21 protein-coding genes, 2 tRNA genes and 2 rRNA genes are annotated in these 24,908 nt (G+C 30.9%); 20 read left to right on the top strand and 5 right to left on the bottom strand.

Annotated features, from left to right (window positions below):
• The 8 genes from FYJ33_RS05985 to FYJ33_RS05950 form a co-directional block, all read left to right on the top strand.
• Positions 1–127: ribosomal RNA gene (locus FYJ33_RS05985) — 23S ribosomal RNA — on the top strand; the annotation flags it as partial.
• A gap of 225 nt (positions 128–352) precedes the next feature.
• A 5S ribosomal RNA gene (gene rrf, locus FYJ33_RS05980) occupies positions 353–470 on the top strand.
• 27 nt (positions 471–497) lie between these two features.
• Positions 498–572: transfer RNA gene (locus FYJ33_RS05975), tRNA-Asn, on the top strand.
• A gap of 292 nt (positions 573–864) precedes the next feature.
• Positions 865–1,806 carry a polysaccharide deacetylase family protein gene (locus FYJ33_RS05970; RefSeq protein ID WP_206046626.1) on the top strand — a complete coding sequence of 314 codons (942 nt, stop codon included), beginning with the start codon at positions 865–867 and terminating at the stop codon, positions 1,804–1,806.
• Positions 1,807–1,869: 63 nt separating this feature from the next.
• Positions 1,870–2,565, top strand: coding sequence for a response regulator transcription factor (locus FYJ33_RS05965; protein ID WP_277643744.1), 696 nt, complete (start codon positions 1,870–1,872; stop codon positions 2,563–2,565).
• Entirely contained in the window at positions 2,562–3,980 is a 1,419-nt protein-coding gene (locus FYJ33_RS05960; RefSeq protein ID WP_154530834.1) for a HAMP domain-containing sensor histidine kinase, read from the top strand. Before FYJ33_RS05965 ends, FYJ33_RS05960 begins: the two co-directional genes overlap by 4 nt.
• The gene (locus FYJ33_RS05955; RefSeq protein ID WP_154530833.1) at positions 3,967–5,520 is read left to right on the top strand and encodes a hypothetical protein; all 1,554 of its coding nucleotides are present in this window, start codon (positions 3,967–3,969) and stop codon (positions 5,518–5,520) included. The genes FYJ33_RS05960 and FYJ33_RS05955 overlap by 14 nt, the downstream gene beginning before the upstream one ends.
• Before the next feature lie 73 nt (positions 5,521–5,593).
• Positions 5,594–6,571, top strand: coding sequence for an NAD(P)/FAD-dependent oxidoreductase (locus FYJ33_RS05950; protein WP_154530832.1), 978 nt, complete (start codon positions 5,594–5,596; stop codon positions 6,569–6,571).
• A 220-nt stretch (positions 6,572–6,791) separates the two neighbouring features.
• Here the strand turns inward: FYJ33_RS05950 and FYJ33_RS05945 are convergent, their stop codons facing one another.
• A complete protein-coding gene (locus FYJ33_RS05945) occupies positions 6,792–7,418 on the bottom strand; it encodes a RusA family crossover junction endodeoxyribonuclease (RefSeq protein WP_154530831.1) in 627 nt (208 codons plus the stop codon).
• Positions 7,419–7,602: 184 nt separating this feature from the next.
• Between FYJ33_RS05945 and tsaD the strand changes: the two genes are divergently transcribed.
• From tsaD to FYJ33_RS05920, 5 genes are all read left to right on the top strand, one after another.
• Entirely contained in the window at positions 7,603–8,622 is a 1,020-nt protein-coding gene (tsaD, locus tag FYJ33_RS05940) for a tRNA (adenosine(37)-N6)-threonylcarbamoyltransferase complex transferase subunit TsaD (protein ID WP_154530830.1), read from the top strand.
• A 14-nt stretch (positions 8,623–8,636) separates the two neighbouring features.
• The gene (locus tag FYJ33_RS05935; RefSeq protein ID WP_154530829.1) at positions 8,637–9,677 is read left to right on the top strand and encodes an alpha/beta fold hydrolase; all 1,041 of its coding nucleotides are present in this window, start codon (positions 8,637–8,639) and stop codon (positions 9,675–9,677) included.
• 88 nt (positions 9,678–9,765) lie between these two features.
• Positions 9,766–11,166: a S1C family serine protease gene (locus FYJ33_RS05930; RefSeq protein ID WP_154530828.1), complete on the top strand. Its 1,401-nt coding sequence runs from the start codon at positions 9,766–9,768 to the stop codon at positions 11,164–11,166.
• Positions 11,167–11,262: 96 nt separating this feature from the next.
• Positions 11,263–11,826 carry a GNAT family N-acetyltransferase gene (locus FYJ33_RS05925; RefSeq protein ID WP_206046625.1) on the top strand — a complete coding sequence of 188 codons (564 nt, stop codon included), beginning with the start codon at positions 11,263–11,265 and terminating at the stop codon, positions 11,824–11,826.
• Positions 11,827–11,911: 85 nt separating this feature from the next.
• Positions 11,912–11,986 (top strand) — tRNA-Glu (locus FYJ33_RS05920).
• Between the two features lie 247 nt (positions 11,987–12,233).
• Here the strand turns inward: FYJ33_RS05920 and FYJ33_RS05915 are convergent.
• On the bottom strand, positions 12,234–13,334 hold the full coding sequence (locus FYJ33_RS05915; RefSeq protein ID WP_206046624.1) for a glycosyltransferase family 4 protein: 1,101 nt from the start codon (positions 13,332–13,334) through the stop codon (positions 12,234–12,236).
• A 10-nt stretch (positions 13,335–13,344) separates the two neighbouring features.
• The gene (locus FYJ33_RS05910) at positions 13,345–13,881 is read right to left on the bottom strand and encodes a hypothetical protein (protein ID WP_154530825.1); all 537 of its coding nucleotides are present in this window, start codon (positions 13,879–13,881) and stop codon (positions 13,345–13,347) included.
• Positions 13,882–14,061: 180 nt separating this feature from the next.
• Between FYJ33_RS05910 and FYJ33_RS05905 the strand changes: the two genes are divergently transcribed.
• Both FYJ33_RS05905 and FYJ33_RS05900 read left to right on the top strand, forming a co-directional pair.
• The gene (locus FYJ33_RS05905; RefSeq protein WP_154530824.1) at positions 14,062–15,447 is read left to right on the top strand and encodes a radical SAM protein; all 1,386 of its coding nucleotides are present in this window, start codon (positions 14,062–14,064) and stop codon (positions 15,445–15,447) included.
• Positions 15,448–15,624: 177 nt separating this feature from the next.
• A complete protein-coding gene (locus FYJ33_RS05900) occupies positions 15,625–16,791 on the top strand; it encodes an extracellular solute-binding protein (RefSeq protein ID WP_206046623.1) in 1,167 nt (388 codons plus the stop codon).
• 297 nt (positions 16,792–17,088) lie between these two features.
• Here the strand turns inward: FYJ33_RS05900 and FYJ33_RS05895 are convergent, their stop codons facing one another.
• Complete coding sequence (locus FYJ33_RS05895; protein WP_154530822.1) at positions 17,089–18,225, bottom strand: glycosyltransferase family 4 protein; 1,137 nt, start codon at positions 18,223–18,225, stop codon at positions 17,089–17,091.
• A gap of 116 nt (positions 18,226–18,341) precedes the next feature.
• Here FYJ33_RS05895 and FYJ33_RS05890 point away from each other — a divergent pair, with 116 nt between their 5' ends.
• Genes FYJ33_RS05890 through FYJ33_RS05880 form a run of 3 tightly spaced genes read left to right on the top strand, consistent with a single transcriptional unit; the run spans position 18,342 to position 21,130 of the window.
• Positions 18,342–19,352 (top strand): CotS family spore coat protein, encoded by a 1,011-nt coding sequence (locus FYJ33_RS05890; RefSeq protein ID WP_154530821.1) that lies wholly within the window; start codon positions 18,342–18,344, stop codon positions 19,350–19,352.
• Positions 19,353–19,358: 6 nt separating this feature from the next.
• A complete protein-coding gene (locus FYJ33_RS05885) occupies positions 19,359–20,093 on the top strand; it encodes a hypothetical protein (protein WP_154530820.1) in 735 nt (244 codons plus the stop codon).
• Between the two features lie 23 nt (positions 20,094–20,116).
• Positions 20,117–21,130, top strand: coding sequence for a CotS family spore coat protein (locus tag FYJ33_RS05880; RefSeq protein WP_206046622.1), 1,014 nt, complete (start codon positions 20,117–20,119; stop codon positions 21,128–21,130).
• 225 nt (positions 21,131–21,355) lie between these two features.
• Here FYJ33_RS05880 and FYJ33_RS05875 read toward each other — a convergent pair whose 3' ends face one another.
• Positions 21,356–22,480 carry a glycosyltransferase family 4 protein gene (locus FYJ33_RS05875; protein WP_154530818.1) on the bottom strand — a complete coding sequence of 375 codons (1,125 nt, stop codon included), beginning with the start codon at positions 22,478–22,480 and terminating at the stop codon, positions 21,356–21,358.
• Positions 22,481–22,583: 103 nt separating this feature from the next.
• Here FYJ33_RS05875 and FYJ33_RS05870 point away from each other — a divergent pair, with 103 nt between their 5' ends.
• Together FYJ33_RS05870 and yabG are read left to right on the top strand one after the other, a co-directional pair.
• A complete protein-coding gene (locus tag FYJ33_RS05870; protein WP_154530817.1) occupies positions 22,584–23,585 on the top strand; it encodes a CotS family spore coat protein in 1,002 nt (333 codons plus the stop codon).
• Between the two features lie 392 nt (positions 23,586–23,977).
• On the top strand, positions 23,978–24,880 hold the full coding sequence (gene yabG / locus FYJ33_RS05865) for a sporulation peptidase YabG (protein ID WP_154530816.1): 903 nt from the start codon (positions 23,978–23,980) through the stop codon (positions 24,878–24,880).
• Positions 24,881–24,908: the final 28 nt, after the last annotated feature.

Here is a 24,908-nt window from a genome sequence, read left to right as displayed (position 1 = left end):
TCAAGATTAGATTTCCCATAGCGTAAGCTAGTAAGATCCCTTGAAGAACACAAGGTTGATAGGTCAGAGGTGTAAGTGTGGTAACATATTTAGCTGACTGATACTAATAGATCGAGGGCTTGACCAAATTGAAAATGTAATAGAACTTGTATGCAATTTTGAAAGAACATTTTGTTCTTTGAGTAATAGAAGTTATGAACAAAGAAGAAAAGGAAACTCCTTCTCACTGAGTTCGAATGAGTAACTTCCGCTAAGCCAAATCGGAGATTTGGAGTAGATAAAGGATACTCTCTCAGCAAAGCTGAGGAGTAAAGTTTTGTTGGCAAAATCGTAGATTTTGACAAAACTTATATCTGGTTATGATGTGTTTTTGGGTTACACCCCTTCCCATTCCGAACAGGATGGTTAAGCCAATTACAGCTGATGGTACTGCATGGGAGACCGTGTGGGAGAGTAAGTGGTAGCCAGGTTTTCTCTTTATAAAGAGAAGATAATGTTCCGCGATAGCTCAATGGTGGAGCACTCGGCTGTTAACCGATAGGTTGGAGGTTCGAGTCCTCTTCGCGGAGCCATTTTTAAAGAAAACTGATTTAAAGATTTTTTCATGAAATCCTTAAATCAGTTTTTTTTATATAAAAAACTCATTTAAGGATTTGAATAATCAAAAAAATCCATAATGTAATTGGCGATATTTTTAATAATATAATGATATTTTGAAAAATAAGAATAAAAATATGTAACCAATTTGAAATATAAGTTTATTGAATTGTAATAAAAATTTTAAATATAAAGTATATAATAAGATTGTAATATTGAGTAAAATTAATATATATAATAATGTTTTTTTATGTATATGGAGGAACTATGAAAAAAGATAAAATATTTGCAGATAGAATTAAAAAAAGAAGAATGCTTACATTACTATTTACGATAACATTAATTATATTAGGTACAGTTATCTTTAAAGCAATGTTTAATATTAAAGCTAATAAAGACATAAAACAGGCTTCTGCTAAAACTAATGAGCAGAGTATCAAAGAAAATAAAGACAAGCAAGAAAAAGAAAAGAAAGAAAAAGAGGAAAAGGAGAAGAACAAGACTCTTCCTATAAAGGGCAAAAATTATTCACAAGTAGGACAATCATTTGCTGATGATCCAGCAAAAGTTCAAAAGATAATTAATACAGGTAAGAATGATGGAAAAAAGGTTGCTTATCTTACATTCGATGATGGTCCATCAGTAGCTAATACAACTAAGATACTAGATATACTAAAAGAGAAAGAGGTAAAAGCCACTTTCTTTATAATGGGTCAGGAGTTAACATCAAGCAAAGACGCCGATGTTATAAAAAGAGAAATTGCAGAAGGACATGCTATAGGAAACCACACATTCAGTCACGATTATCATAAGCTATATCCAGGTGGACATGTAGATGCAAAAGCATTTATGGAAGATGTAGATAAAACTAATAATAAATTAAAAGAGATTCTTGGACAAGACTTTCATACTAATGTAGTGAGAATGCCAGGTGGACATATGTCTTGGAAGGGAACAGATAAATTGGATAAGGTATTTGAAGAAAAGCAGTACTATTCAATAGACTGGAATGTAGAAAATGGAGATGCAAAGCGTGAGAAAAGAAATAGTGCGCAATTATTTGACTTCTTTAAAAATACACTTGGAAATAAGGAAGCAATTGTTGTTCTTATGCATGATACTCAGGGTAAACAGTCAACTGTTGAAGCATTACCAAGTATAATTGATTATTTAAAAAAAGAAGGATATGAATTTAGAACTATAGGATAAAGATTAATACAATGATATAATAAAGGAGTGTGTATGATAACGAAGTAGGGGGTAAATTCTAAAGTGGAAAAGATACTTTTAGTTGAAGATGAAATAAGTATACGAGGATTTTTAAAAATAAATTTTGAAAGAAGTAATTTTCAGGTTATAGAAGCAGGTACAGGAGAAGAAGGTATAAGAAAGGCATTACTTGAGAAACCGGATGTAGCAATTCTTGATGTGATGCTTCCAGGAATTGATGGATATCAGGTATGTAATGAATTAAGAAAAAAGTTTAATAAGATTGGTATAATTATGCTTACAGCTAAAGGTCAGGATATGGACAAAATAATGGGACTTGAATATGGTGCAGATGATTATATTGTGAAGCCATTCAATCCTATCGAAGTAACATTGAGGGTAAAAGCTCTTCTTAGACGAATACAAGGAGATAAAGAAGAAAAGAATGAGAATACTATTGAGATACAGCCATTCAAGCTTGATTTATATTCAAAGACTTTATATAAAAATAAATCTGAGATAGATCTTACACCTAAAGAGTTTATGCTTATGAAGATATTCCTTGAAAACCCTGGAAAGGCTTTTAGTAGAGATGAACTTTTAAATCTTGTATGGGGAATTGACTTCTTTGGCGATTCTAAAATTGTTGATGTAAATATCAGAAGGCTTAGGGCAAAGATAGAAGATAAATCTTCAGAACCTATGTATATTGAGACTGTTTGGGGGACTGGTTATAGGTGGAAGCAGGTTAAACAATGAAGAGTTTGAAGAACAAGGTAGTTCTTAGTTTTATTACTATCATAATTATTATTGTTGTTATGCTTCAGATTTTATTTATGGTTTTACTGAGAAATCATTATCGAAATAATACTGAAGCAATTCTTTTAAATCAGTTAAAAATATCTTCTGAGTTGTATAGCAAATATTATTCTTATAGAAGCCTTGAAGAAAATGTATCAAGTAATGTTGATGCGTTTTGGAACACAACAAATGCACAGGTAGAGATTTTTGATGTAAATGGAAATTTGCTTATGGATTCTATTGCTGTTATAGATAAACAAGAAGTAAAGGAGCCTCTCGATGTTAAAGAAGCACTTAAAGGAAATTCTTCAAGCTGGATAGGGAGAGAGAAGTACTATAAGGATGAAGTGCTTGCTGTTTCATATCCATTAAAAGATGGTGAAAAGGTAGTAGGAGTACTTAGGTATATTACTTCATTATCAGAGGTTAATAGTACCATTAAATCTATAACTATTTTATTCGTTGCTATAGGAACTATAGTTATTATAGTTGGTGCAATAATAAGCTATTTCCTAGCAGGCACAATTGTCGATCCTATTAAGAGTCTTACAAATGTTGCAGAGAAATATGCTGAAGGTGAACTAGATGTCAGAAGTGAACTTACTGTTCATGATGAACTGGGAAAGCTGTCAGATACATTTAACTTTATGGCTGATGAAATTGTAAAAAGGGAAAAGCTTAAAAATGAATTTATTTCATCTGTGTCTCATGAATTAAGAACTCCACTTACTGCAATAAAAGGATGGATAATTACATTGAATAGTAGTGAGACAGATAAGCAGACTTTATCAATGGGATTTGACATTATAGAAAAGGAAACGGACAGACTTACTAATATGGTTGAGGAACTACTTGATTTCTCAAGACTTACTTCTGGTAATATGAAACTTAAAAAGAGATTTGAAAGTATAGAAGATAACGTTAATTATATTAAGAATTACCTTACTCCTAGAGCAAAAAGAGAAAATGTTGATTTTCAGGTTTTCTGTCAACCTAATATTCCAGAAGTATATATGGATCCAGACAGAATAAAACAGATACTTCTTAACCTTGTAGATAATGCTATTAAGTTTAATAAGAGTGGTGGATTTGTGTTTCTAAATGTTATAACAGATAGTAGTAATCTTGTTATGACTGTTGAGGATAACGGCTGTGGAATAAGTAAAGAGGAACTACCACGTGTTAAAGAAAAATTCTATAAAGGTAAAAATTCAAAATCACAGAATGGTATTGGACTTTCAATATGTGATGAAATTATTAAGCTGCATAATGGAACATTTGATATTGAAAGTGAATTGGGCAAGGGTACAAAAATCACTGTTAAAATACCAATGATTACAGATAGGAATGAAGTTGTAGATGAACAGGATTAAAAAAGTTTTAGCATTAGTTTTTCTATTAAGTCTTTGTTTTAATGTTATATCATGCAGCAAAATAAATATTAATTCCAGTGGTGATTTTGTGTTACATCCTAAGTTAGATGGTCAGTATATTAATGGAGTATGGAAAGTAACAGATGTGCAGATACTTGATAAAAATGCATGTGGTAATATGGACAAAAGTGAACTTATGAATATATCTATAAGTTTCTGTGATAGTATGGCAACTATAGGCACTAATACGCTGATGGATCCAAAGACAAAATTAAAGAAGTTAAAGAAGGATTACTCTAATCATTATCTTTTATATAATTATGACATTGATTTTAATAGCCTAAATATTAAAGATAAAAGTGTTATAAATATAATTTCTGTATATCAGAATAATACTATGTTCTGCGAAGTTATTGCCAGTGATAACATGAATGCATATATATATCACCATGGTGTATTGTATAAAGTAGTAAAGATAAGTGATATGAATTACAAGCTTCCAGAAATTAAGAGTGATAATAATCAGCAGAAAGCAAATGTTAATCAGTATTCTAGTTCTAATTCATATAATAGTTCTACAGGTGTATTTATTGGACTTAAAGGAAGTAGATATAAGGATGATTCAACAAATGAGCTTAAGCAGGATTATAGAACATTGTGGATTTCATTTAATGATAACAAACTTAATCCAGTTCTTGAAAAAGAAGATTTATTTGTTCCTAGATTAAAAGGTTTTACTGTATTATCAGTTAATCAAAATCATACGATAGAGGGTAATTCACGTGAAGAAATAGTTTGTACTAATATTGTAAATGGTTCAAAAGAACAATCTGAGAAAAATGTTCACAATGATAACAGTGGTACCATTGCTGATAGTATGCCTAATATGAAGAGAGATATGAAGCAGAGGTACATGGATATTTTATTTGTAAGTAATGATTATTTTTCTGCACAATATTATGAGGGATATTCTTTTGCAGGAGATTATGAGCAGTTGAAGACACTTCCATTAGATAATCCTAATTTAAGTACAGGTATATCTATTGATATTCTAGGAAAGAATGCGTTAAAATCATATGAAGACTCTGTTAAAGTAATTAATACCCGTGATAAAAAAGTATATAAATCTGATCCGGAAAGTTTTGCAATGGTGAGAAAGAATGGTTACTGGGCTCTAGAAGCTAGAATAAGTGATGGCAAGACTTATCATGATTTTGATCTTAATCTTTTGCCAACTAAAAAATTTTTAATGTATGATAGGTTATGTATTGGATGGTCTGTAATAAAAGATAGGGTTCCAAATGCACTTGATGCGGTAACATCACCTACTTCAAGAATTGCAATAGTAATGACATCAAATAAACTTTTAGTTTATGAAATAAAAAATGGAGAACTTGATAGGGAGCCATTGCAGACTATAATGTTAAAAGATGGAGAGAGTATGGTTATGGCAGAATGGGCTAGTAATGAATTTACTGATTCTTGGAGTAAAGCATTTAAGTCTCACGGCAGTTATAAAGAAATAACTAATGAACATTAGTTACTATATTATGTTATGAGGAGGGAGCATTAAGGTGGAAGTAGTTAAAAAACAGCCTTTAATGCATTAAGTTTTGAAAGAGTATGAGTTAATAATAATAGGTGGTGGTGTTGCAGGAATGTCTGCAGCTATGGGGGCCAAACAAAATGGTGTTAAAGATATTTTAATCCTGGAGCGTGAAGAGAGACTTGGAGGAACAGTGAATTTATGTATTCACAATGGCTTTGGCAAGAAAGTTCTTGGAACTAAAATTACAGGCCCGGAATATGTAGACTATTTAAAGACTGATTTAAAAGCACTTAATGTAGAATGTCGTTTAAGCACTATGGTGCTTAGAATTAACCACGAAAATGTTGTTACATTTGTAAATCCTGATGATGGCATGCAGAAGGTTAAAGGCAAGGCAATTATAATAGCAACTGGAAGCAGAGAAAAGTATACTGGGAGAGTTAATATAATAAATAGTAAAATAACAGGAGTGTATGCTATAGGTACTGCACAACAGTTTGTAAATATTCATGGATATCTTCCAGGTAAAGATATAGTAATAGTAGGTAGCAATGAGATAGCACTTATTATAGCAAGAAGACTTATTGTTGAGGGCGCGCGTATTAAAGCGATTGTTGAGGAAGAGGATGAAGTGATATGTAAGAGCAGAGAGATAAAAAGCATCATAGATACATTTAATATACCAGTGATTACATCATCTGCTATTACTGATCTTATTGGAAAAGAGAGAATTGAAAAGATAAAAGTATCAGGTGTGAACTCACAGGATGATATGTATTCTAATGAAATAGAATGCGATTGTGTGCTTGTTACAGTTGACCTGATGCCAGAAACTGATCTTCTTAAAAATATTAATGTTGATATGTATACAAATGGTGCGCCAATAGTAGATGATAAGATGAGTACAAATAGAAGAGAAATATTTGCTTGCGGAAATGCAGTACATAGTTATGGTTATGCTGATGATACTACTATAGAAGGTATACAGACAGGTAAAAATGCTGCAGAGTACATCTGTAAAATAAATACTATGATGCATTAAGATGTTTTCGTATTTTGATTTATATTTTTACTAATAGAGAATATTTTAAAAGATTAGAGATATGAGAGTAGAGATAAGAGAATAGAGATAAGAGAATAGGAAGAAATAAGCTCTCTGCGCTCACTAATTTCTAAATCAAAATGGAGGCAGAGCCTCCATTTTGAAACTCCTTTGGAGTTTCATCCTTCATTATGAATTATGATCTATGAACTATGAATTATTAGAATGCTTTTTTGAAGCAGGATTTACAGATTAGTGTTTTTCCGTTATCTGCTGATATATAGTCGCCTTCTTTTAATGGCTTGCTGCATATGGCACATACGTTGGTGCTAGATGCAGATGTCTTTTGAGAAGGTGTCTTTTTTACATTTTTCTGCTGACTGTTGATTGATGGTTTGAATATTACAGGTGTACCTTTAATTTCTTTTTCTTTTATTGAAAAATCTAGTGAGTAGCAGCTTTCAGCATAAAGCTCTAGTTCAAATCGTGGATTTTCTTTATCATAATATTCTTCAGTTATTATTTTTCTTATCTGAACATCGTTAATGATTATGCCACTTTTTTCTATGCCATCAAAAATACTTTTTGTTATGTTTATTGTATCAGGGTGTCTTTTTTCACTTTTATAATATACTTTAAGCACAGCAATTAATGACTCAGTAAAAATAACATTTGGATTTTGAGCGCGTGCTTCAAGAGCTATCTGCTCTTCATAAATTGCATATCTGTCATGATAAAGTCCTGAATTTTTTGGAAGTATAGCTCTTCCCTGAGCATTAAAAAGCTTAAAATTTGACTTTGTAATGGGAGAACCTTTTACTATAATTTTTGCATAATTACTATTCATTATTTCACCTTATATTAATAAAATTGCAGAACAAACGTTCCTAATAATATATTAGATTATATCAGCAGTAAAAACAAGAAAAAGAAATTAAGAAATAATTATATTTTTTAATATTAATTGAATATAGATTTCCATTAAAGTATAATACAAGTGTTATAAATGATAAGAAAACGGGGTATATAGTATGAAAAAAAAGATAATACTTGCAATAGAAAGCAGTTGTGATGAAACTGCAGCTGCTGTAGTAGTTAATGGAAGAGAAGTACTTTCAAATGTAATCTCATCACAAATAGATATACATACAAAGTTTGGAGGAGTAGTTCCTGAAGTAGCATCAAGAAAACATATTGAAGCAATAAATATTGTTGTTTCGCAGGCCCTAGAAGAAGCAGGAGTGACACTTGATGATATTGATGCAGTAGGAGTAACTTATGGTCCAGGTCTTGTTGGTGCATTATTAGTGGGACTTCAGTATGCTAAAGGTCTTGCATATTCATTAAATGTTCCACTTATAGGAGTAAACCATATTGAAGGACATATCTGTGCAAACTTTATTCAGCATAAAGATTTAAAACCACCTTTCGTATGCCTTGTAGTTTCAGGAGGACATACGTTTATAGTTCATATGAAGGATTATGGAGAATTTGAGATAATTGGTGAAACAAGAGATGATGCAGCAGGTGAAGCTTTCGATAAGGTAGCAAGAGCAATCGGACTAGGATATCCTGGCGGTCCCAAAATAGATAAAATATCAAAACAGGGAAATGAGAATGCTATGAAATTCCCTAAGGCTAATTTCCATGACAATAGTCTTGATTTTTCATTTAGTGGTGTAAAATCTGCTGTTTTAAATTATATTAATAAAATGAATATGACTGGTGAAGAAATAAATACAGCAGATGTTGCTGCATCATTTCAGAAAGCTGTAGTTGATGTTCTTACGGAAAATGTTATTAAGACATGTACAACAAGGGATGTGCATAAAATAGCTATAGCAGGTGGAGTGGCTTCGAATTCAAAGCTTAGAGAAAGCCTTACTGAGGCAGGTAAAAAGAGAGGAATAGAAGTGCTTTTCCCAGCACCGATATTATGTACAGACAATGCAGCAATGATTGGAAGTGCAGCATATTTTGAATTATTAAAAGAAAATGTAGCACCACTTGATATAAATGCAAAACCAAATTTAAGGTTAGGTGAGAGATAAGGAGGGCTTATTTTATGAAGTTTATACCTTATTCTAATGGTCTTCACAGGCTGAAGACAAAACGAAAGAAAAATACTAATAAACTTTTTGAAATTATTATTTTTACAATGATCATGCTTATTGCTTTCGGTGCTTTGGGTCAGGTTATAATTACGAAATATACTGCTGAAAATGTGAAATCACGTGATAGTTTCGTAAGGGTTAACAATAACCAGTATCACTTTAATGCAAGAGGCAGTGGAGATTATACAGTGATATGTGACGCTGCATTAGGAAGCAGCAAAGAGCAGTGGAATAATCTTGTTAAGTCATTAGGGGTTGATTTTGATGGTAAGTTATTTATGTATGACAGATCAGGATATGGATTCAATGATTATGAAAAGATGAATATTGAAGAGCAGGCAAGGACATTAAAGATGATCTTAAAGAAGTCAGGTCAGTCTTCACCATATCTTCTTGTAGGAGAAGAGTATGGAAGCCTTGTGATGACGGCTTTTGCAAAGCTTTATCCAGATGATGTAGAGGGAATGATACTTATTAATCCACTTAATGTAGATTATTTTGATAATGATGATTATATTAAAAAGTATAGAAAACAAAAATTGAGAAAATCTATAGAATATAGAGGTTCATTTTTATCTTTGACAGCAGTATTAAATAAGCTGAAACTTACAAAAAATCCTGCAGGTGTATTTGATGGATTCTCAGATAAGGATATGGAAGATTTTAATGCTCACAGGATAGGAAGCCATTATAATTCGGCTTATTATAATGAACTTAATAATATAATAGATTTTTCTGATTCTAATAAAGCAAATTTCCAGACAAAAGAAATGCTTAAGGGAAAGCCTTTGTTTATAGTTTCAAATAAAAGCAAGTTTAAAGAGCAGCAGGAAAAGCTAAAGGAACTTACTGATGCAGCAAATCAAAATATAATAGAAATATCTTCAGATAAGGATATAATATCAGGTGATAAAAGTGAAATTATTGCCAATGCTGTAAAGGAGTTCTCGAAAAAATATTCTGTTAAAAAGAAATTAGAATCGCTCCGTTAAATTTTTTGAAATTGACATTATATTGCCATAAAACTAGTTTACTATATAAGTATAGTAAATGGACTATAAGTAATGGAGGTTTATATATATGAATAATGATGAAAATAAGGATTTTATAATAATCAATGAAAATGGAGAAAATGTAACACCAGAAGATAATTTTAAAAAACATGAAGATGAAAGTTCAAATAAGCCCTACGACAATGATAATATATATCAAATAGATAGCAGATTTGCAACAGACAGAGTGTATGATATAAGAAATAATAATAATACTTCTAATAAAAATACTTATTACTCTTCACAGGAAGAAAAGTTCGAAAATCCATATAATAACTTTAATGCCCAAAGTAGTAAAAAGCCTAAGAAAACAAAGATTAAAAAGAGCAGAGACGGATTTGGAAAAAAGATTGCTGCTATTGTATGTGGAGCACTAATATGTACTTTAGTAGGCGGAGCTGCTGGTGCAGGTGCTACAATATTTCTAAGTAGGAATACAGATGTATTAGATAGATCAAGTGTAAAAAAAGTTGTTTATGAGTCACCTAAGTTTTCATCAACGACTGGCGCTATGTCAGTTGTTGATGCTGTAAACAAGGTTAAACCTGCAGTAGTTACAGTATCAACAAAATCAATTGTGTCAGGTGTATTCGGACAGCAGGAGCAGCAGTCAGGAGTTGGCTCTGGATTCATAATTGATAAAGAAGGAAGCATTATAACAAATTACCACGTTGTACAAGGTGCAAGTACTGTAAAAGTAATATTAAGCACTGGCAAAGAAGCTAATGCAAAAGTGATAAACTATGATGCATCACAGGATCTTGCAATGGTTAAGATTACAGATTCAAATGTTAAAATTCCAGGAGTTGCCGAGCTTGGAGATTCAGAAAAGATACAGGCAGGAGAAGAAGTAATAGCAATAGGAAGTCCTCTTGGAGAACAGTTTACTGGAACAGTAACAAAAGGTATTATCAGTGCTGTAAATAGAACTGTAAAAAGCAGTGATGGCAAAACATCAAACTATATACAGACAGATGCAGCTATAAATCCAGGAAACAGTGGCGGACCATTAATTAATTCAGAAGGGAAGGTTATAGGAATAAACACTGCTAAGATTTCTGAATCAGGAGTTGAAGGATTTGGATTCTCAATTCCTATAAACACAGCTAAAGAAAGAATCTCATCTTTATCTAAGCCTTTATTAAAGATAGGCATAAGCGGTATAGCTGTAGATGAAACTACATCAAAACAGCACAACATTCCAGTGGGAGTATGGGTTAATTCTGTAGAAAACTTCAGTGCTGCAGCAAAAGCAGGTATACAGAGAGGAGATGTTATTACATCTTTTGATGGAAAGACTGTAAAGACAGTTGATGAAATTAATACAATAAAAGCTAAACATAATAATGGTGATGTAGTTAAGGTTGTTGTATCTAGAGATGGTAAGAAATTAACATTATCTCTTAAATTAGAGGTAAGTCCTAATTAATAAAGTATAACAAAATGCTGAATGTGAATCATTCAGCATTTTTTATATATAACTATAATATTATAGTTATATAAGCAATATATGAGAAATTTAAATATGAATAGCAGAATTTTAGATATGTTTTATAATTACCCAGAACTTCAATATGAAGATTATATTTTAAGAAGGCCTGGGAAAAGTGATATAAATGCAATATGCAGTATATGTAGTGATGAATTTATTGGGGAAATAACAAGGATACCTACCATAGGAAACAGGAAAGAGGCGAAAAATCTCATTGATAATTTTTATGCTAAGTATGTGATAAAGCAGAGAGTTGATTTTGTTATATATAGCAGGACTATGAAAGAAACTGTAGGACTATTTTCTATTCATAATATTTCTTTTGTTGATGACAGATGTGAAATAGGTTTCATATTAGATAAGAAATATAGAGGCATTGGTATAATGCAGAAAGTTATTAGTGGCGTAAAGAAAAGTATGTTCAATGAATATGGATTTCATAAGATTATAATTACTGTTAGTGAAAGTAACTATGCATGCATAAATATGTGTAGCAAAATTAAATTTGATGAAAAGATAAAAATGAAGGATCATTTCTTTAATAGAATAAGCAAGAATTATGAAGATACAATTGTTATGTCAATGATTAATAATTGAATAAGGTTGAACATTTTTTGTAATTTGGAATAAAATATTGACATTTCCAAATAAGGTGATATAATAAAATATGTCATATTAGCAGGGCCTGTTGGTCAAGTGGTTAAGACGTCACCCTCTCACGGTGAAATCGGGAGTTCGATTCTCCCACAGGCTACCAAATATGAAAAAGAGACTGTATGAACAGCATAGTTTGTTCATACAGTCTCTTTTTGCTTCATAATTTATAGAGAATAACCCATAGTAAAGGCGGTAATTAGCTTTGCTAATTTCTATAGTTTTAATGGAGGCAAATCCACAAATCTCTGAGATGGTGAACATTAAATGATTTTAAGGAGAACTTGTCCTCCTTATTTTGAAACTACCGTTTGAAAGTTTAATCCTTTGTTATGCGCTATGCATTAATTTTAGTCATATATAGCTAAAGTGTCTTCGTCTGTAGTTAGTACGGGTTTTGATAAAAGTGAAATTATTTTCATCTTTACGTTAATATCATTTTCAGCTGATACAATAATGTCTGAAGCAAGATTAAAGTCATCAAAATTAGTATAGACTACTGCTTTTTTTAGAAGAGTAGTATTTGTAGGTGTTTTATTGCAGAGAACAAAAGATGAACAGTTTATTGCTTCAATAATTGATAGCGGAAAATCATTATATGTTGAAAAGTCAATTGTACATATGGCTGCAGTGTAGAACACTGGCATATGAGAAAACTTTATCTTACCTAGAAAATGCACATTGTCTTCAAGGTGATTTTCAATTATAAGGTCTTTTATTTTCTTATAGTATGGTTCGCGTTTTCCTTTATAGCATCCGGCTATAACTAAGTCTATATTATTATTTTTCTTATTAATTTCTTTTAGCAGCATAATTATTTTATCAAGCATTTTTCTCTCAGTGATACTCCCAGCATAGAATATAAATGGTCTTGATATATTGTAGTGTTTTTTCAAAAAACTTAGTGAAAAGTCAGTTCCCATATTAATAAATATTGGGCTGCATTTAGGGTTTACTACTGCTATTTTATTTTCATCAGCATTGTACTCTGATATAAGTTCTTGTTTTGTAAATTCTGAAACAGCTATTATTTTATCGCAGTTTTCTAATGAATTTGGGACTATGCTAGTAAATTTATTGTAATAAGATTCATCAGTAAACTTTTTATGTTTAACAGGGTATAGTGAATGGATAGTACAGATATATCTGCAGTATTTTTCTTTAGGAATACTGAATCCATTATTCGGAGAGTGGTAAATATCAATACTGCTTTCTTTTAAAAAGCTGACAAGATCATCATAATTTGATGAGGTCCTATCTATATTTAAAGGAATATAATTTATGTTCTGCAGACGAACAAAATATTTTTTTAGGGGAAAGTTGTCCCATACAGTAAAAACCTGTGTGAATTTGTTACTTGAATTTATAGTTGATAGAAGTTCACGTGTATATGAAAACATATCTGTACCGCTTAATTTTGAAGCTCCTATACCATCTATGCATATTTTCATAAAAATCCTCCTACATATATTCTTCATCAATATTAACAATTTCTTTTACGGATGAGATTGATGGTTCTGGCTCTATATTAGCAATAGATAAAGCTTCCGTATCTATTGTATTTTTTTTAGATGATGATTTCCTAGAGTAACATATGGCAAAGTTAAATTTAGCTTCTATGATTCGTTTTTCCACAGGGTATACTGCTGCAGATATAAGATAAAGTTTATAATCAAGCAAATCATGTGGCAGTACACAGTTCAGCATTAAGGGATAATTCTTTGTTATTGATGAGCGTCTGTTATCGTCATTTATAAAATCAATAGAGATATCTTGATATCCGCTAATATATAAAATTTTATAATTCTTAAATGAGTTTATCGATATATGCGATGATGAATAATCAACTGATAACCTAATTATATATTTTACAGAAGGATTTTTTCTTTTTATGAAGAAGAAATTATTATAAGGCATTATTGATATGTCTGTGAAAAAATCCTCGCTGATTTCATCAAGAGGTGTTATGCCGATATACTCAATATTATCTTTATTCATAAAAGCTCCTTTTAATTGTTCATAGTATAAATATATTAATGCATTAAAGTCATATATGTATATTATGAAAATAAAAATAATAAATACATTATATATAGGTTTTATTTTAAAATTAAATTATGACAGTAATATTAAGTGTAATGACAAGTGGGGATAAAATATGAAAGGTAGGGGAATTATATGAAAATAGTTGAGAATGCTGAAAAAGTAGCAAAAGAAAGGATTATTGGCACAGTTTGCGACATACTTGATAAAAGTGATAATCCAGAGAAAAATATTAATAGGATTTTTGGACTTATAAAGAAACTATCTAAAGATGAAGATTCTAAGAGAGGAATTGCTAATGTGCAGAGCTATTATAATGACATGCCATCAGTACATGAATTTATCAATGATATATTAATAAATACTAATAAGAATTGTCTAAAAAAATTCTTTACTAATTTTTTAGCAAATGCTATATGGAATGGTATTCCTAAAAGAGAAAAGTGGATGGAAAAAGAAGATACAAAGATTCCATTTGTATTGTTGATTAGTCCATCAATGAGATGCAATAAACATTGTACAGGCTGTTATGCAGCAAATTATCCAAAGGATTCAGGGCTTAAATATGAAGAGGTTGATAAAATAGTTGGGCAAGCGAGAGAACTAGGAATACATTATATAGTCGTATTAGGGGGAGAACCTTTTTTTGTAGATTATATGTGGAAAATATATGAAAAGTATTCTGATATTCAATTCACTCCATTTACAAATGGATCCTTAATAACAGAAGAAGTGGCTGAGAAGATATCTAAACTGGGTAATGTAATGCCAATGCTATCACTTGAAGGATTCGAAAAGGAAACTGATGCAAGAAGAGGACAAGGCACATTCAAGAGAGTTATGCAGTCAATGGATTTCTTGCATGATAAGGGTATTCCATTTGGTGTATCATCAGCAACAGCTAGAAATAACGTTGATACAGTTACTTCACCAGAATTCATTAACATGCTAATAGAGAAGGGTGCAAGAATGAGCTGGTATTTTATTTACATGCCAGTTGGTGAAAAACCAGATCTAAATAATATGCTTACCCCAGAGCAGAGAATTGAACTTGGAAGAAGGACTAGAAAGATAAGAACTACAATGCCTTACTTTACTATTGATTTCTTCAATGATGCTCCATATGTTGGTGGATGTATAGCTGGCAAATATTATTGCCATATAAATGCTGATGGTGATGTAGAACCTTGTATTTTTGCGCATATAGCAGTTGATAATATAAGGAGCAAAGACTTAATAGATATTTTCAGAGGAAACTTATTTAAAACTTTAAGACACAGACAGCCATATAATAAAAATATGTTAAGACCTTGTATGATGATTGATAATCCACATGTAATTAGAGAAGTTGCTTCAACATGTAATGCACACGCTACAGATCCAAGTGTTGATGCAATGCTTCATGATGAGGAATTCCAGAAGAAGATTCAGAAACTCGCAGATGATTTTGCACCAGTTGCAGAGGAAGCTTGGAACAAAGACTTTAATGGAAAAGGAAATGAAGAATTTTCAAGAGGCTAACATTATATATTTATATGGTTATAAATATATTGATAAAAAAGACCATGGCATAAAAATGCAGTGGTCTTTTTTGCTAAAATTCACTATTATGAAATCATAAGAAGGCCTTATAATTGTATTTATAAGATATTCTAGTGTATAATCAGATATAGTAGATATAGTGAAAGTGGTGACGATGTGAAGCGTTTGATTTCTATACTAATGATTTTATTTTTATCAGTAAGTTTAAATGGATGTAGCTTATTTTCATCGTTTTTCGAGGATAAGCCATATGGCCAGTTTACTATATGGGCTGATGGAGTATATTATCCTTATTTAAACGATGTAGCTAAGAAGTTTATGCAACATAATAAGCTTATTGAAATAGAAGTAAAGCTTGTAGATTCAGAAAATTATATAGTTAAATATCTTAAAAATAAAGTTAATAAGAGCGTAGATATGCCTTCAGCCGTAGTGCTTAAGGGTAGCAGTATGCTTAATGTATACAAAGACAATAAAGATTCTTTTAGAAACGTAAATAGTGAGATTTTTGAATTAAGCAGTAGTTATACTGAATCAAGAGTACATGAAGTTAAGATTAATAAAAACATGTACGGTATACCTTTATCAAGTAGTCCAATGGTGCTTGTTATTGATGAAAAAAAACTTATTGAGTATGGTTATACAAAAGAGAATCTAAAGACATGGGAGGATGTATGCACTGTAGGAAGTGAAATATATTCAAAATCTAATGGTAAAGATGTGTTATTTAAGATGAATAAGCAGCAGTGTATAGAATTGTTTGAGATTCTTGTTATGCAGCTTAAGAATAATGATGAGTATTTCTATTTAAGTGATTATAATTCTACGATAAGTCGTGCAAAGCTGATAATTAATAATCTTAAGACGAAACATGCATTACAGATTACCGAAAAAAGTTCAAATTCTGTGGCAGGTATAGGAACATATAAAGATATTATTGAATTGTCAGGAAAAAATAATGATAAGGAATACGTTGTTACTAATGTTCCGGCTGCTAATATTGGTGGAAACACATTTGTTTCTGGAGAGGGAAGTAATCTTATAGTTACAGAACAATCTGAGAATATATCAGGACTTGTGCAATTCCTAAAATATTTAAGCACTGATAAAAATGCTATAGAAGGATTGAAAGAGTATAATATATTTCCAGCTTTAAGAAATGTCTATAATATAAAATTATTTGATAAGAAATATAGCGCTTTTAAGGACGATAAAGTATTATCAAGATTATCATCAATTGCACTTAAAGAAGACGTAGTTTACAATAAGATGGAAATAGTAAATTATATTAAAGATAACTACGATTCGCTTATTGGAAAGTAAAACAAAATAAAAATTATATATTGAAATTTATCTCTTAGGTCAAAGGTCAAAAGTCACAGGTACAAGGTAAGGAAATAATTCATGTGGCAAGCGCATGAATAAATATTTAACATGGAGGCAACGCCTCCAAACCACTAGAATGTTCAATTTTAGAGGTTTGGAGGTGAAACCTCCATTTTGAAACTACAGAGGAGTTTCATCCTTTAGTAATTCAAGGGCTGCAAGACATATGAAGAAACGACTTGGAGAGACCGCAGGGAACGACGGAGGCTTCGGAATATGTCTTGCAGCTCTTTTTTATTCTGGATCCTTAGGTGAATTTAAGACTTCTGTGTATACTTTTATTGTATTTAAAGCTGTGTTATGCCATGAAAAGTGTTTACTTCTCATAAGTCCTAAAAGTTGATACTGCTGTTGTAGTTCTATATCATTAAGTAGTTTAACAATAGATTCTGAAAGTTGGGATTGTGAGGTTGGATCTATAAGTAGTCCACAGTCTGAAACGACTTCGGGAATAGAAGTTGTATTGGATGTTATTACTGGTGCTCCACAGTGCATAGCTTCTAAAGGTGGAAGCCCGAAGCCTTCATATAAAGATGGGTAAATAAATGCAGTACAGCCATTATATAGAATAGGAAGAAGATCTTCGTCAGCATATCCTATAAAAAGTACGTTATCATCCATATTTATATCACTGCAGTATTTTTTTAAGTTTAATCCCTCATCCTTTAATGATCCAGCTATAAGCAGTTTAACTTCTGACTTAAGGCTTGACAATGATTCCTTTAGGGAATCTATAATCATCTTTACATTTTTTCTTGAACTGAACCCACCTATATACAAGATGTAGTCTGTATCAAATTTATATAGATTCTGTATTCTTTTTTTACATTTATTTTTATTAAGTAGTTTATATTTTTCATTAGCCGCAAGTGGAGTTACATATATTTTTTCTTCAGGGAAAGCTGGAAAAAATTTAAGTATATCTCTTTTGGAATATTCAGAGACGGTTAAAATACCATCACATAATTCTATTATTTTGGGCATTGATTCAAGAAAGTTTTTCAGATAGCCTGGTCCAACTGTTTCTGGAAGGACATAAGGTATAAGATCATGAACAGTTACTATTTTTTTGCAATCTATAGATTCATTAAGCCCTATTCCATTCTGGGGTATATGATATAAATCTATGTTATTATTTTTTAGGCTGTTAGGTATATATATTTTATCAAAAAAATTTGTGTGCTTTTTTGATAAAATCATGTTTTTAATTCTGTTGTTGCTTATATTTTTATAATCTTTATCACACCAAAACAGGAGATAATTATAGTCTACGCTGATCTTTTGAATTTCATTTATTATATTTGAAGTATATGTTCCTATACCGCTTCCTTTTGCCCATGTAACACTTCTTGCATCAATTGCAATGTTCATATAAAAATCACTCCATAAACTTCTCTATATTATTATTATTCAGTAGGTAAAGATTTGTGAACTAAAATAAAAAATATACATATAATGTATATTGATTGCTTTTTGGAGAAATTAAAATGAAAAAGGATGAAGTGCTTTCTATAATAAAAAATAATTATGATATTTCAGCATCAGACTGCATAGAACTGAAAAATATTTATAAGATAAAGACGGATAATGGTTCATATTGTCTTAAAAAGATACAATACGAACTTCCACATCTGAAATTTATTCTTGGGGCAATGAATCATCTGCAAAAAAGAAATTTCGACAGAGTGCCAAAGTTTGTAAGGAGCGTTGATGGCAAGGATTATATAGATTTTAACGGTAAATATGCGTATCTTATTCCCTGGATAAATTCCAGACTTAGCAATTATGATAATCCTTTTGATTTAAAGAAGGCTGCTACAAAGTTGGCGGAACTTCATAAATGCAGCGAAGGATTCTGCCTTAGTAGAGATATGAAACCAAGAAATTACTGGTTTAAGTGGCCGGAGATTTTCAGGACAAGATTAGATGAGATACTAGATTTTGAAAAGCGGATTAATCAGAAGGCGCATAAAACAGAATTTGATAAATTATTTTTAAGCATGATATATGATGAAATAAAGCGTGGACTGGATGCCATTGAGGAACTTAAAGGCAGCGGATATTATGAGTACATGGATAAGGAAGTTATGAAATTGTGTTTCTGTCACCATGATTATGCACATCATAATGTACTTGTGGACAAGAATGGGAAAATAATAATAATTGATTTTGACTACTGTATATTAGATAGTCATTTACATGACTTATCTTCTTTGCTTATAAGAACAATGAAAGACGGAAGATGGAATATTAATACTGCAAAATTCATATTAAATAGTTATAGTGAGAAAAAAATAGTAGAAGGCTTAGAAATTCCTATTATGTCAGCGTTTATTAAGTTTCCTCAGCAGTTTTGGCAGGTCGGAATACAGTATTATTGGGAAGAACAAATGTGGGGAGAAGAATTTTTTATGAAAAAATTAACATCATATAAAGAAGATATCATAGATAGAGAAGAATTTTTAGAGGAATTTAGAAACTTTAAGTATAGGAGTTGATGTTTAGTGAATTTAATTGAAAAACTTCTAAGCGAAAGACAGATAGATTATATTGGTAGCGAGTCTTTTATAAAACAGCAGTATGATGAGGAAAAGATAATGAACCAGGTAGATATCATATGTAATTTTCATAAGAGTATGCAAAACATTGATGGTGAGTATCTTATTGCCCTTCAGAGCAATATAGGTAAGAAGATACAAAAGCTTAAAGTTCAGGAAAAAAGAAATTACAGATATTTTGAAGAAGTGAGACGTAAAGGAGCAAATGACTTATTTGATATGATTCTTGTAAAATGCTGCAGCCCTATGTTCGAAAACGCTGAAAAAATACTTGCTCATTTTGATGATAATAATTTTTATATGAAATTAATATATAGGTCTATGAAAAATAATGAGGTATGTCTAGGCGATACTAGTCTTGAAAACTTATATTTTGATAACTGCTTATGTATTAACAGCATAAAGAAAATGTCTCTTGATATGATTGAATGGGACATTATAAATCTTGTTACAAAATGCAGAAGAAAGAATATTAAGTATGATGAACATAAAGTTATTGATAAATTTCTTCAGAATGAATCATTAGATGACACTAGTTTTGAATTTATCAATCTAATTCTTGATTATCCTTCAGACTTTATGAAACTTTGTGAGAGAAAAAGGGAGAAAAGAAAAGAGTATTCAATAGAATATTATACTAAAAGACTTAATAACTATATTAAGAGAAGAGACTTTAAGTAATGTATGGATGGAGGGTGATAAATTTGAATAAAGTAAGGTATATGTATAGAAAGTATCTTACTGAATATGATTTAGATACTAAGTTGTTCGATTTATGGGGGATTGATGTTGATGATTTATATCCTTTAAGAAAAGTATTTATAATTAGGAGTGGAAAAGATAAATATGTTTTAAAGAATATAGACTATGATAAGAAACGCTATAGTTTTATAAATAATTCTATAGATTATGTACGAAGAAATTATAGTTTTTTGATGTCAAATAAGAAGTCTGTATCTGGCAGAATAGTAGAAGAGTATAATGGGAAATACTATGTTCTTGTAAATCTTATTGAAGGACGGGAGTGTTCAGTCGAAAATCCTATGGATTTAATGATTGCGTCTAAAGGGCTTGCTCAGTTTCATAAAGCAGGAGCTGGTATAGAATATGTCTCAGATAAAAGCGATGTAGATTATAAAAATATAGCTCACAAATTTACAGAAAGAATAAATATGCTTACAAGTATTAAGAATATGGTTGATATATATAAATTTAAGAATTATTTTGATGAAAAATTTTGTGATAATGTAGATTCATGTATACAGACAATGAAAAGATGTATTGAGTATATTACCAGGATTGACATGGATAAAATTAATAATAATAGGGATTCTATAGTGTTTTGTCATAATGATCTGGCATATCATAATATTTTAATAAAAGACGAGAAGGCTTATTTTATTGATTTTGACTATAGCAATATAAATTACAGAGTTAATGATATAGCACAATTTATAAATAAGAGTATAAAGAATTCAGACTACGATATAAAAATGTATAAGACTATTATTGATAATTATGAAGAGATTTCACCACTCCTAGATGAAGAAAAGCATCTGCTTAAGGTGCTTTTAAGTTATCCTAACGATATTATTGAATTGATATTTAATTACTACTACAAAAAGAAAGATTGGAGTGAAGAGGCATTCAACTCTGTAATGAATCTCAAGCTAAGTCAAGAAAACAGCAGAAAAGAATTTATAGACAAGTTATTATAAATATTTAATCAATAAGCTGAAAAAGATTAGAGATATGAGATTAGAGATAAGAGAATAGGATGAAATTAGCTCGCTAAGCTTTAATGGAGGTGCTACATCCAAACTACTGAAACCACAAGCTTTAAAGAGTTTTAAGTGGAATGTGTCCACTTATCTTGAAACTCCCTTGGGGGAGTTTCATCTTTTTCTCTTCTCTCTTAGTTCTACTCTCTAATCTATTTTGGTTTATCGTGCTAATGTATTTTTGTATGCTTCTATGGTATCGTATGCTGTCTTTTTCCAGTTGTATTTCAATGAATGCTGGAGACCTTTTTCGATTAGTCTTTCTCTTAGTGAGCAATCTTCAAGCACAGTGCACATTGATTCATAAAGTTTATCTGTATCATTAGGATTTAATAAAACTGCGCTGTCTTTTAGTATTTCTGGGAGTGATGATGTATTTGATGCAATTACAGGAGTACCACAGGCCATAGCTTCAAGAGGGGGAAGACCAAAACCTTCGTAGAATGATGGATAAACAAAAAGTTTTGCACAGTTGTATAATGAAGGCATATCCTCCATTCTTATAAATCCTGGAAAAATTACAGAAGAATCGAGATTAAGATCTGAAACTCTTTTTTTATATATGGAATATGAAATACCCTTCTTGCCCGCTATCACAAGTTTTATATCTTTTTTGTACTTGCTTTTAAGAAGAGAAAAAGCATTAATAAGTGAAAGTATATTTTTTCTTGGGCTAAAACCACCTACATAAAGAATAAAATCAGAATCTATTGAATATCTATCTTTTATAGCAGATTTACAGTGTTCCTTTTCTAAAGGCCTATAGCAGTCTTCTGAAGCTAGATAAGTTACAAATATCTTGTTTTTAGGATAATTAAATTCTTTTGCGATATCTTCTTTAGAGAAATTTGAAACTGTTATTATACCGTCACAATTTTTTATTATTTCAGGCATGATATTATTAAATATCTTAAGGTATCTGTCAGAACATGTCTCAGGCATCCTTAAAGGTATTATGTCATGAAGTGTTATTATTTTTTTGCATTGAATATAGTTTGAAAGGCCAACTCCATTCTGTGGGACATGATAAATATCTATATCTTCATCATGAAGTATATTAGGAATTTTAACTTCTTCCCAGAAGTTTGAATTACATTCTTCTGCTGACTTCATCTGAGAAAAGTTGTTTCGGAATTTATAATCAAATCGTACATCTTCTGGAAGAAAGACCTGATACTTATTTAAAAAGTCTATTTGATTAAGATTGTTTATAATTTGATAAGTATAAGTGCCTATGCCTGTGCCTCTATACCATTTTGCGGCTCTTCCATCTATAGCAATATTCATATAATAAACCTCGTATAGTGATTACATATTATTATATTTTAGAATGCATAAAAGTGTTAATAAATAATTTTTGCACATATAAATATACGGGAGGTGACTGTTTATGATGAGAGAATCAGAGATAGAAAGACAGTTTGGTATGAAAATATTAGAGCTAAAACCAAAAAGGGGAGTATACCATGCAATTACTGATAAGGGCGATAAATGTGTTAAAAAACTTAATTATGGACAGCAGAAAGCAGTATTTGTGTATGGAGCAAAGGAGCATTTAATTAACAATGGATTTCCATATGTAGATAAATGTGACCTTGCTTTGAACGACGATCCATTTGCTACTGTAAATGATGATTTATATACTGTATCCTCATGGATAAGAGGCAGGGAATGTGACTTTCATAATATAGATGAAGTCAAGGTTGCAGCGAAGACTTTAGCAAGAATGCATGAATGTTCAAAGGGTTATGATCCACCTGAAAACTCAACTTTAAAGACAGACATAGGAAGATGGCCTAAAACAATGGAAAAAAGGATAAAGTCCTTTGATAAGATGAGAGACATGTGCAGGAAGAAAAACAGTAAGACAGACTTTGATATGGCTTACCTTAGAAACATGGAATATTATAAAAACCTTGCAAAACAGGCAGTAGATATAATTAATGAATCCGATTATTTTGTGCTTAGTGCAGAAGCTGAAGAAAGCAAGGTATTTTGTCATCATGATTTTACTTATCATAATATCATAATGGGAGATGACAGTAATGTCTATGTTGTAGATTTTGATTACTGTAAACGTGAAATAAGGGCCTATGATATTTCTAATTTCATGGTAAAGGTACTTAAGAGAGTTGATTGGAACATGGAATTTGCAGATGCAATTCTTGAATCATACAATGAAGTAGTACCACTTAAAGACAGCGAATATAGAGTTATATATGCATTCTTAATGTTCCCTCAGAGATTCTGGAGACTTGCTAACAAGTATTACTACAATAAGTCTAATATACTTCAGAATAATCTTGTCAGAAAAGTTAACGATATAGTTGAAGAAAGAGATTCATATACAGTCTTTATTAATGAATTTAAGAGGAAATATGGTCAGGAATAAGTATATTGTATTTTATAAAAGAGGCATTCATTAGGAGAGCCTCTTTTATTTTTACTCTAATTGATAATTAAGTAAAAATATCAAAGCCTATTTTAATGGGAATGAATAATGTATAAGGTATAATGTATAATTTGGGATTGAACTCCCTTTTGGGAGTTCTAAGCCAAGGCATAAGCGAACATACCATCATTTAGTTTCAGAGGTTTGGAGGTGTCCTCCATTAAATGCAGAAATTCATGGAGCGTAGTCCGTGAATTTCTTCCTAAATTATACAATACACATTATTGATTAGTATGTGATATCGAATAGAAATGTAGAACTAAGCTGATATGAACGTATAAAAAAGTTAAGCATATAATATTACAGATTGATTATTGTTTGAAGAGGATAGTATGAAGATTGGAGATATAGTTGTAAGAAAATCATATGGCAAGGATATTTCTTTTGAAATAGTAGATATAAAACCAGGAACTCCAAATACTTATGTACTTAAGGGTATAAATATAAGAATAATTGCAGATGCTAATGAAGAAGATTTAGAAGAGACAGACGATATACTGGCAGGCAAAAAAGATAAGATTTTTAACAGCAGAATAAGTGATACTATAAAAAGGATAATTATATCAAGAGATGATATGAGGTCATCAAGAAGTTCAAGAGATGATAAAGAGCTGACAGGTATGAGGTATGTGAAGACAGGAAAAATAGAACAGAAAAAAGAACTTTTTTTTGGGAGGCCGGGAAAGATACTTCATGTAGATGCAGATGAGGGATATCTTAATGCATGTTTAAAAGTATATAAGGAACTTAATCTTGATGCGGTGGGTGTTCTTGTTAATGAAAGTAAACAGCCTGAGAAAATTGTTGATATAGTTAAAGAAGTTAAACCTGATATAGTGGTTCTTACTGGACATGATGGTTTTTTGAAAAGTTCTTCTGATTATTTAGATTTAAATAATTACAGAAATTCTAAATATTTTATCGATGCTGTTAAGGCATTAAGAAATTATAATTCCAGCTATGATGAACTTGTTATTTTTGCAGGGGCATGCCAGTCGTGCTATGAAAGCATACTTGATGCCGGAGCTAATTTTGCAAGTTCTCCTAACAGAGTATTGATTCACTGTCTTGATCCGGTATTTGTATGTGAACGTGTTGCGTATACAAGGATAGATAAAGTTGTATCTATGGCTGATGTGCTTGAAAACACAATAACAGGTAATAAAGGCATAGGAGGATTGCAAACGAGAGGAAAATACAGAGAAGGATATCCTAAATCACAGTATGTTGAATAATATTTACAGAAAATTAACATTGACAAAG

Origin of the sequence: Inconstantimicrobium porci (genome assembly GCF_009696465.1) — a bacterium.
Classification (GTDB): Bacteria; Bacillota; Clostridia; order Clostridiales; family Clostridiaceae; genus Inconstantimicrobium; species Inconstantimicrobium porci.
Note: the sequence above shows the minus strand (reverse complement) of the source record. Positions and strands in the feature narration are given on the sequence as shown.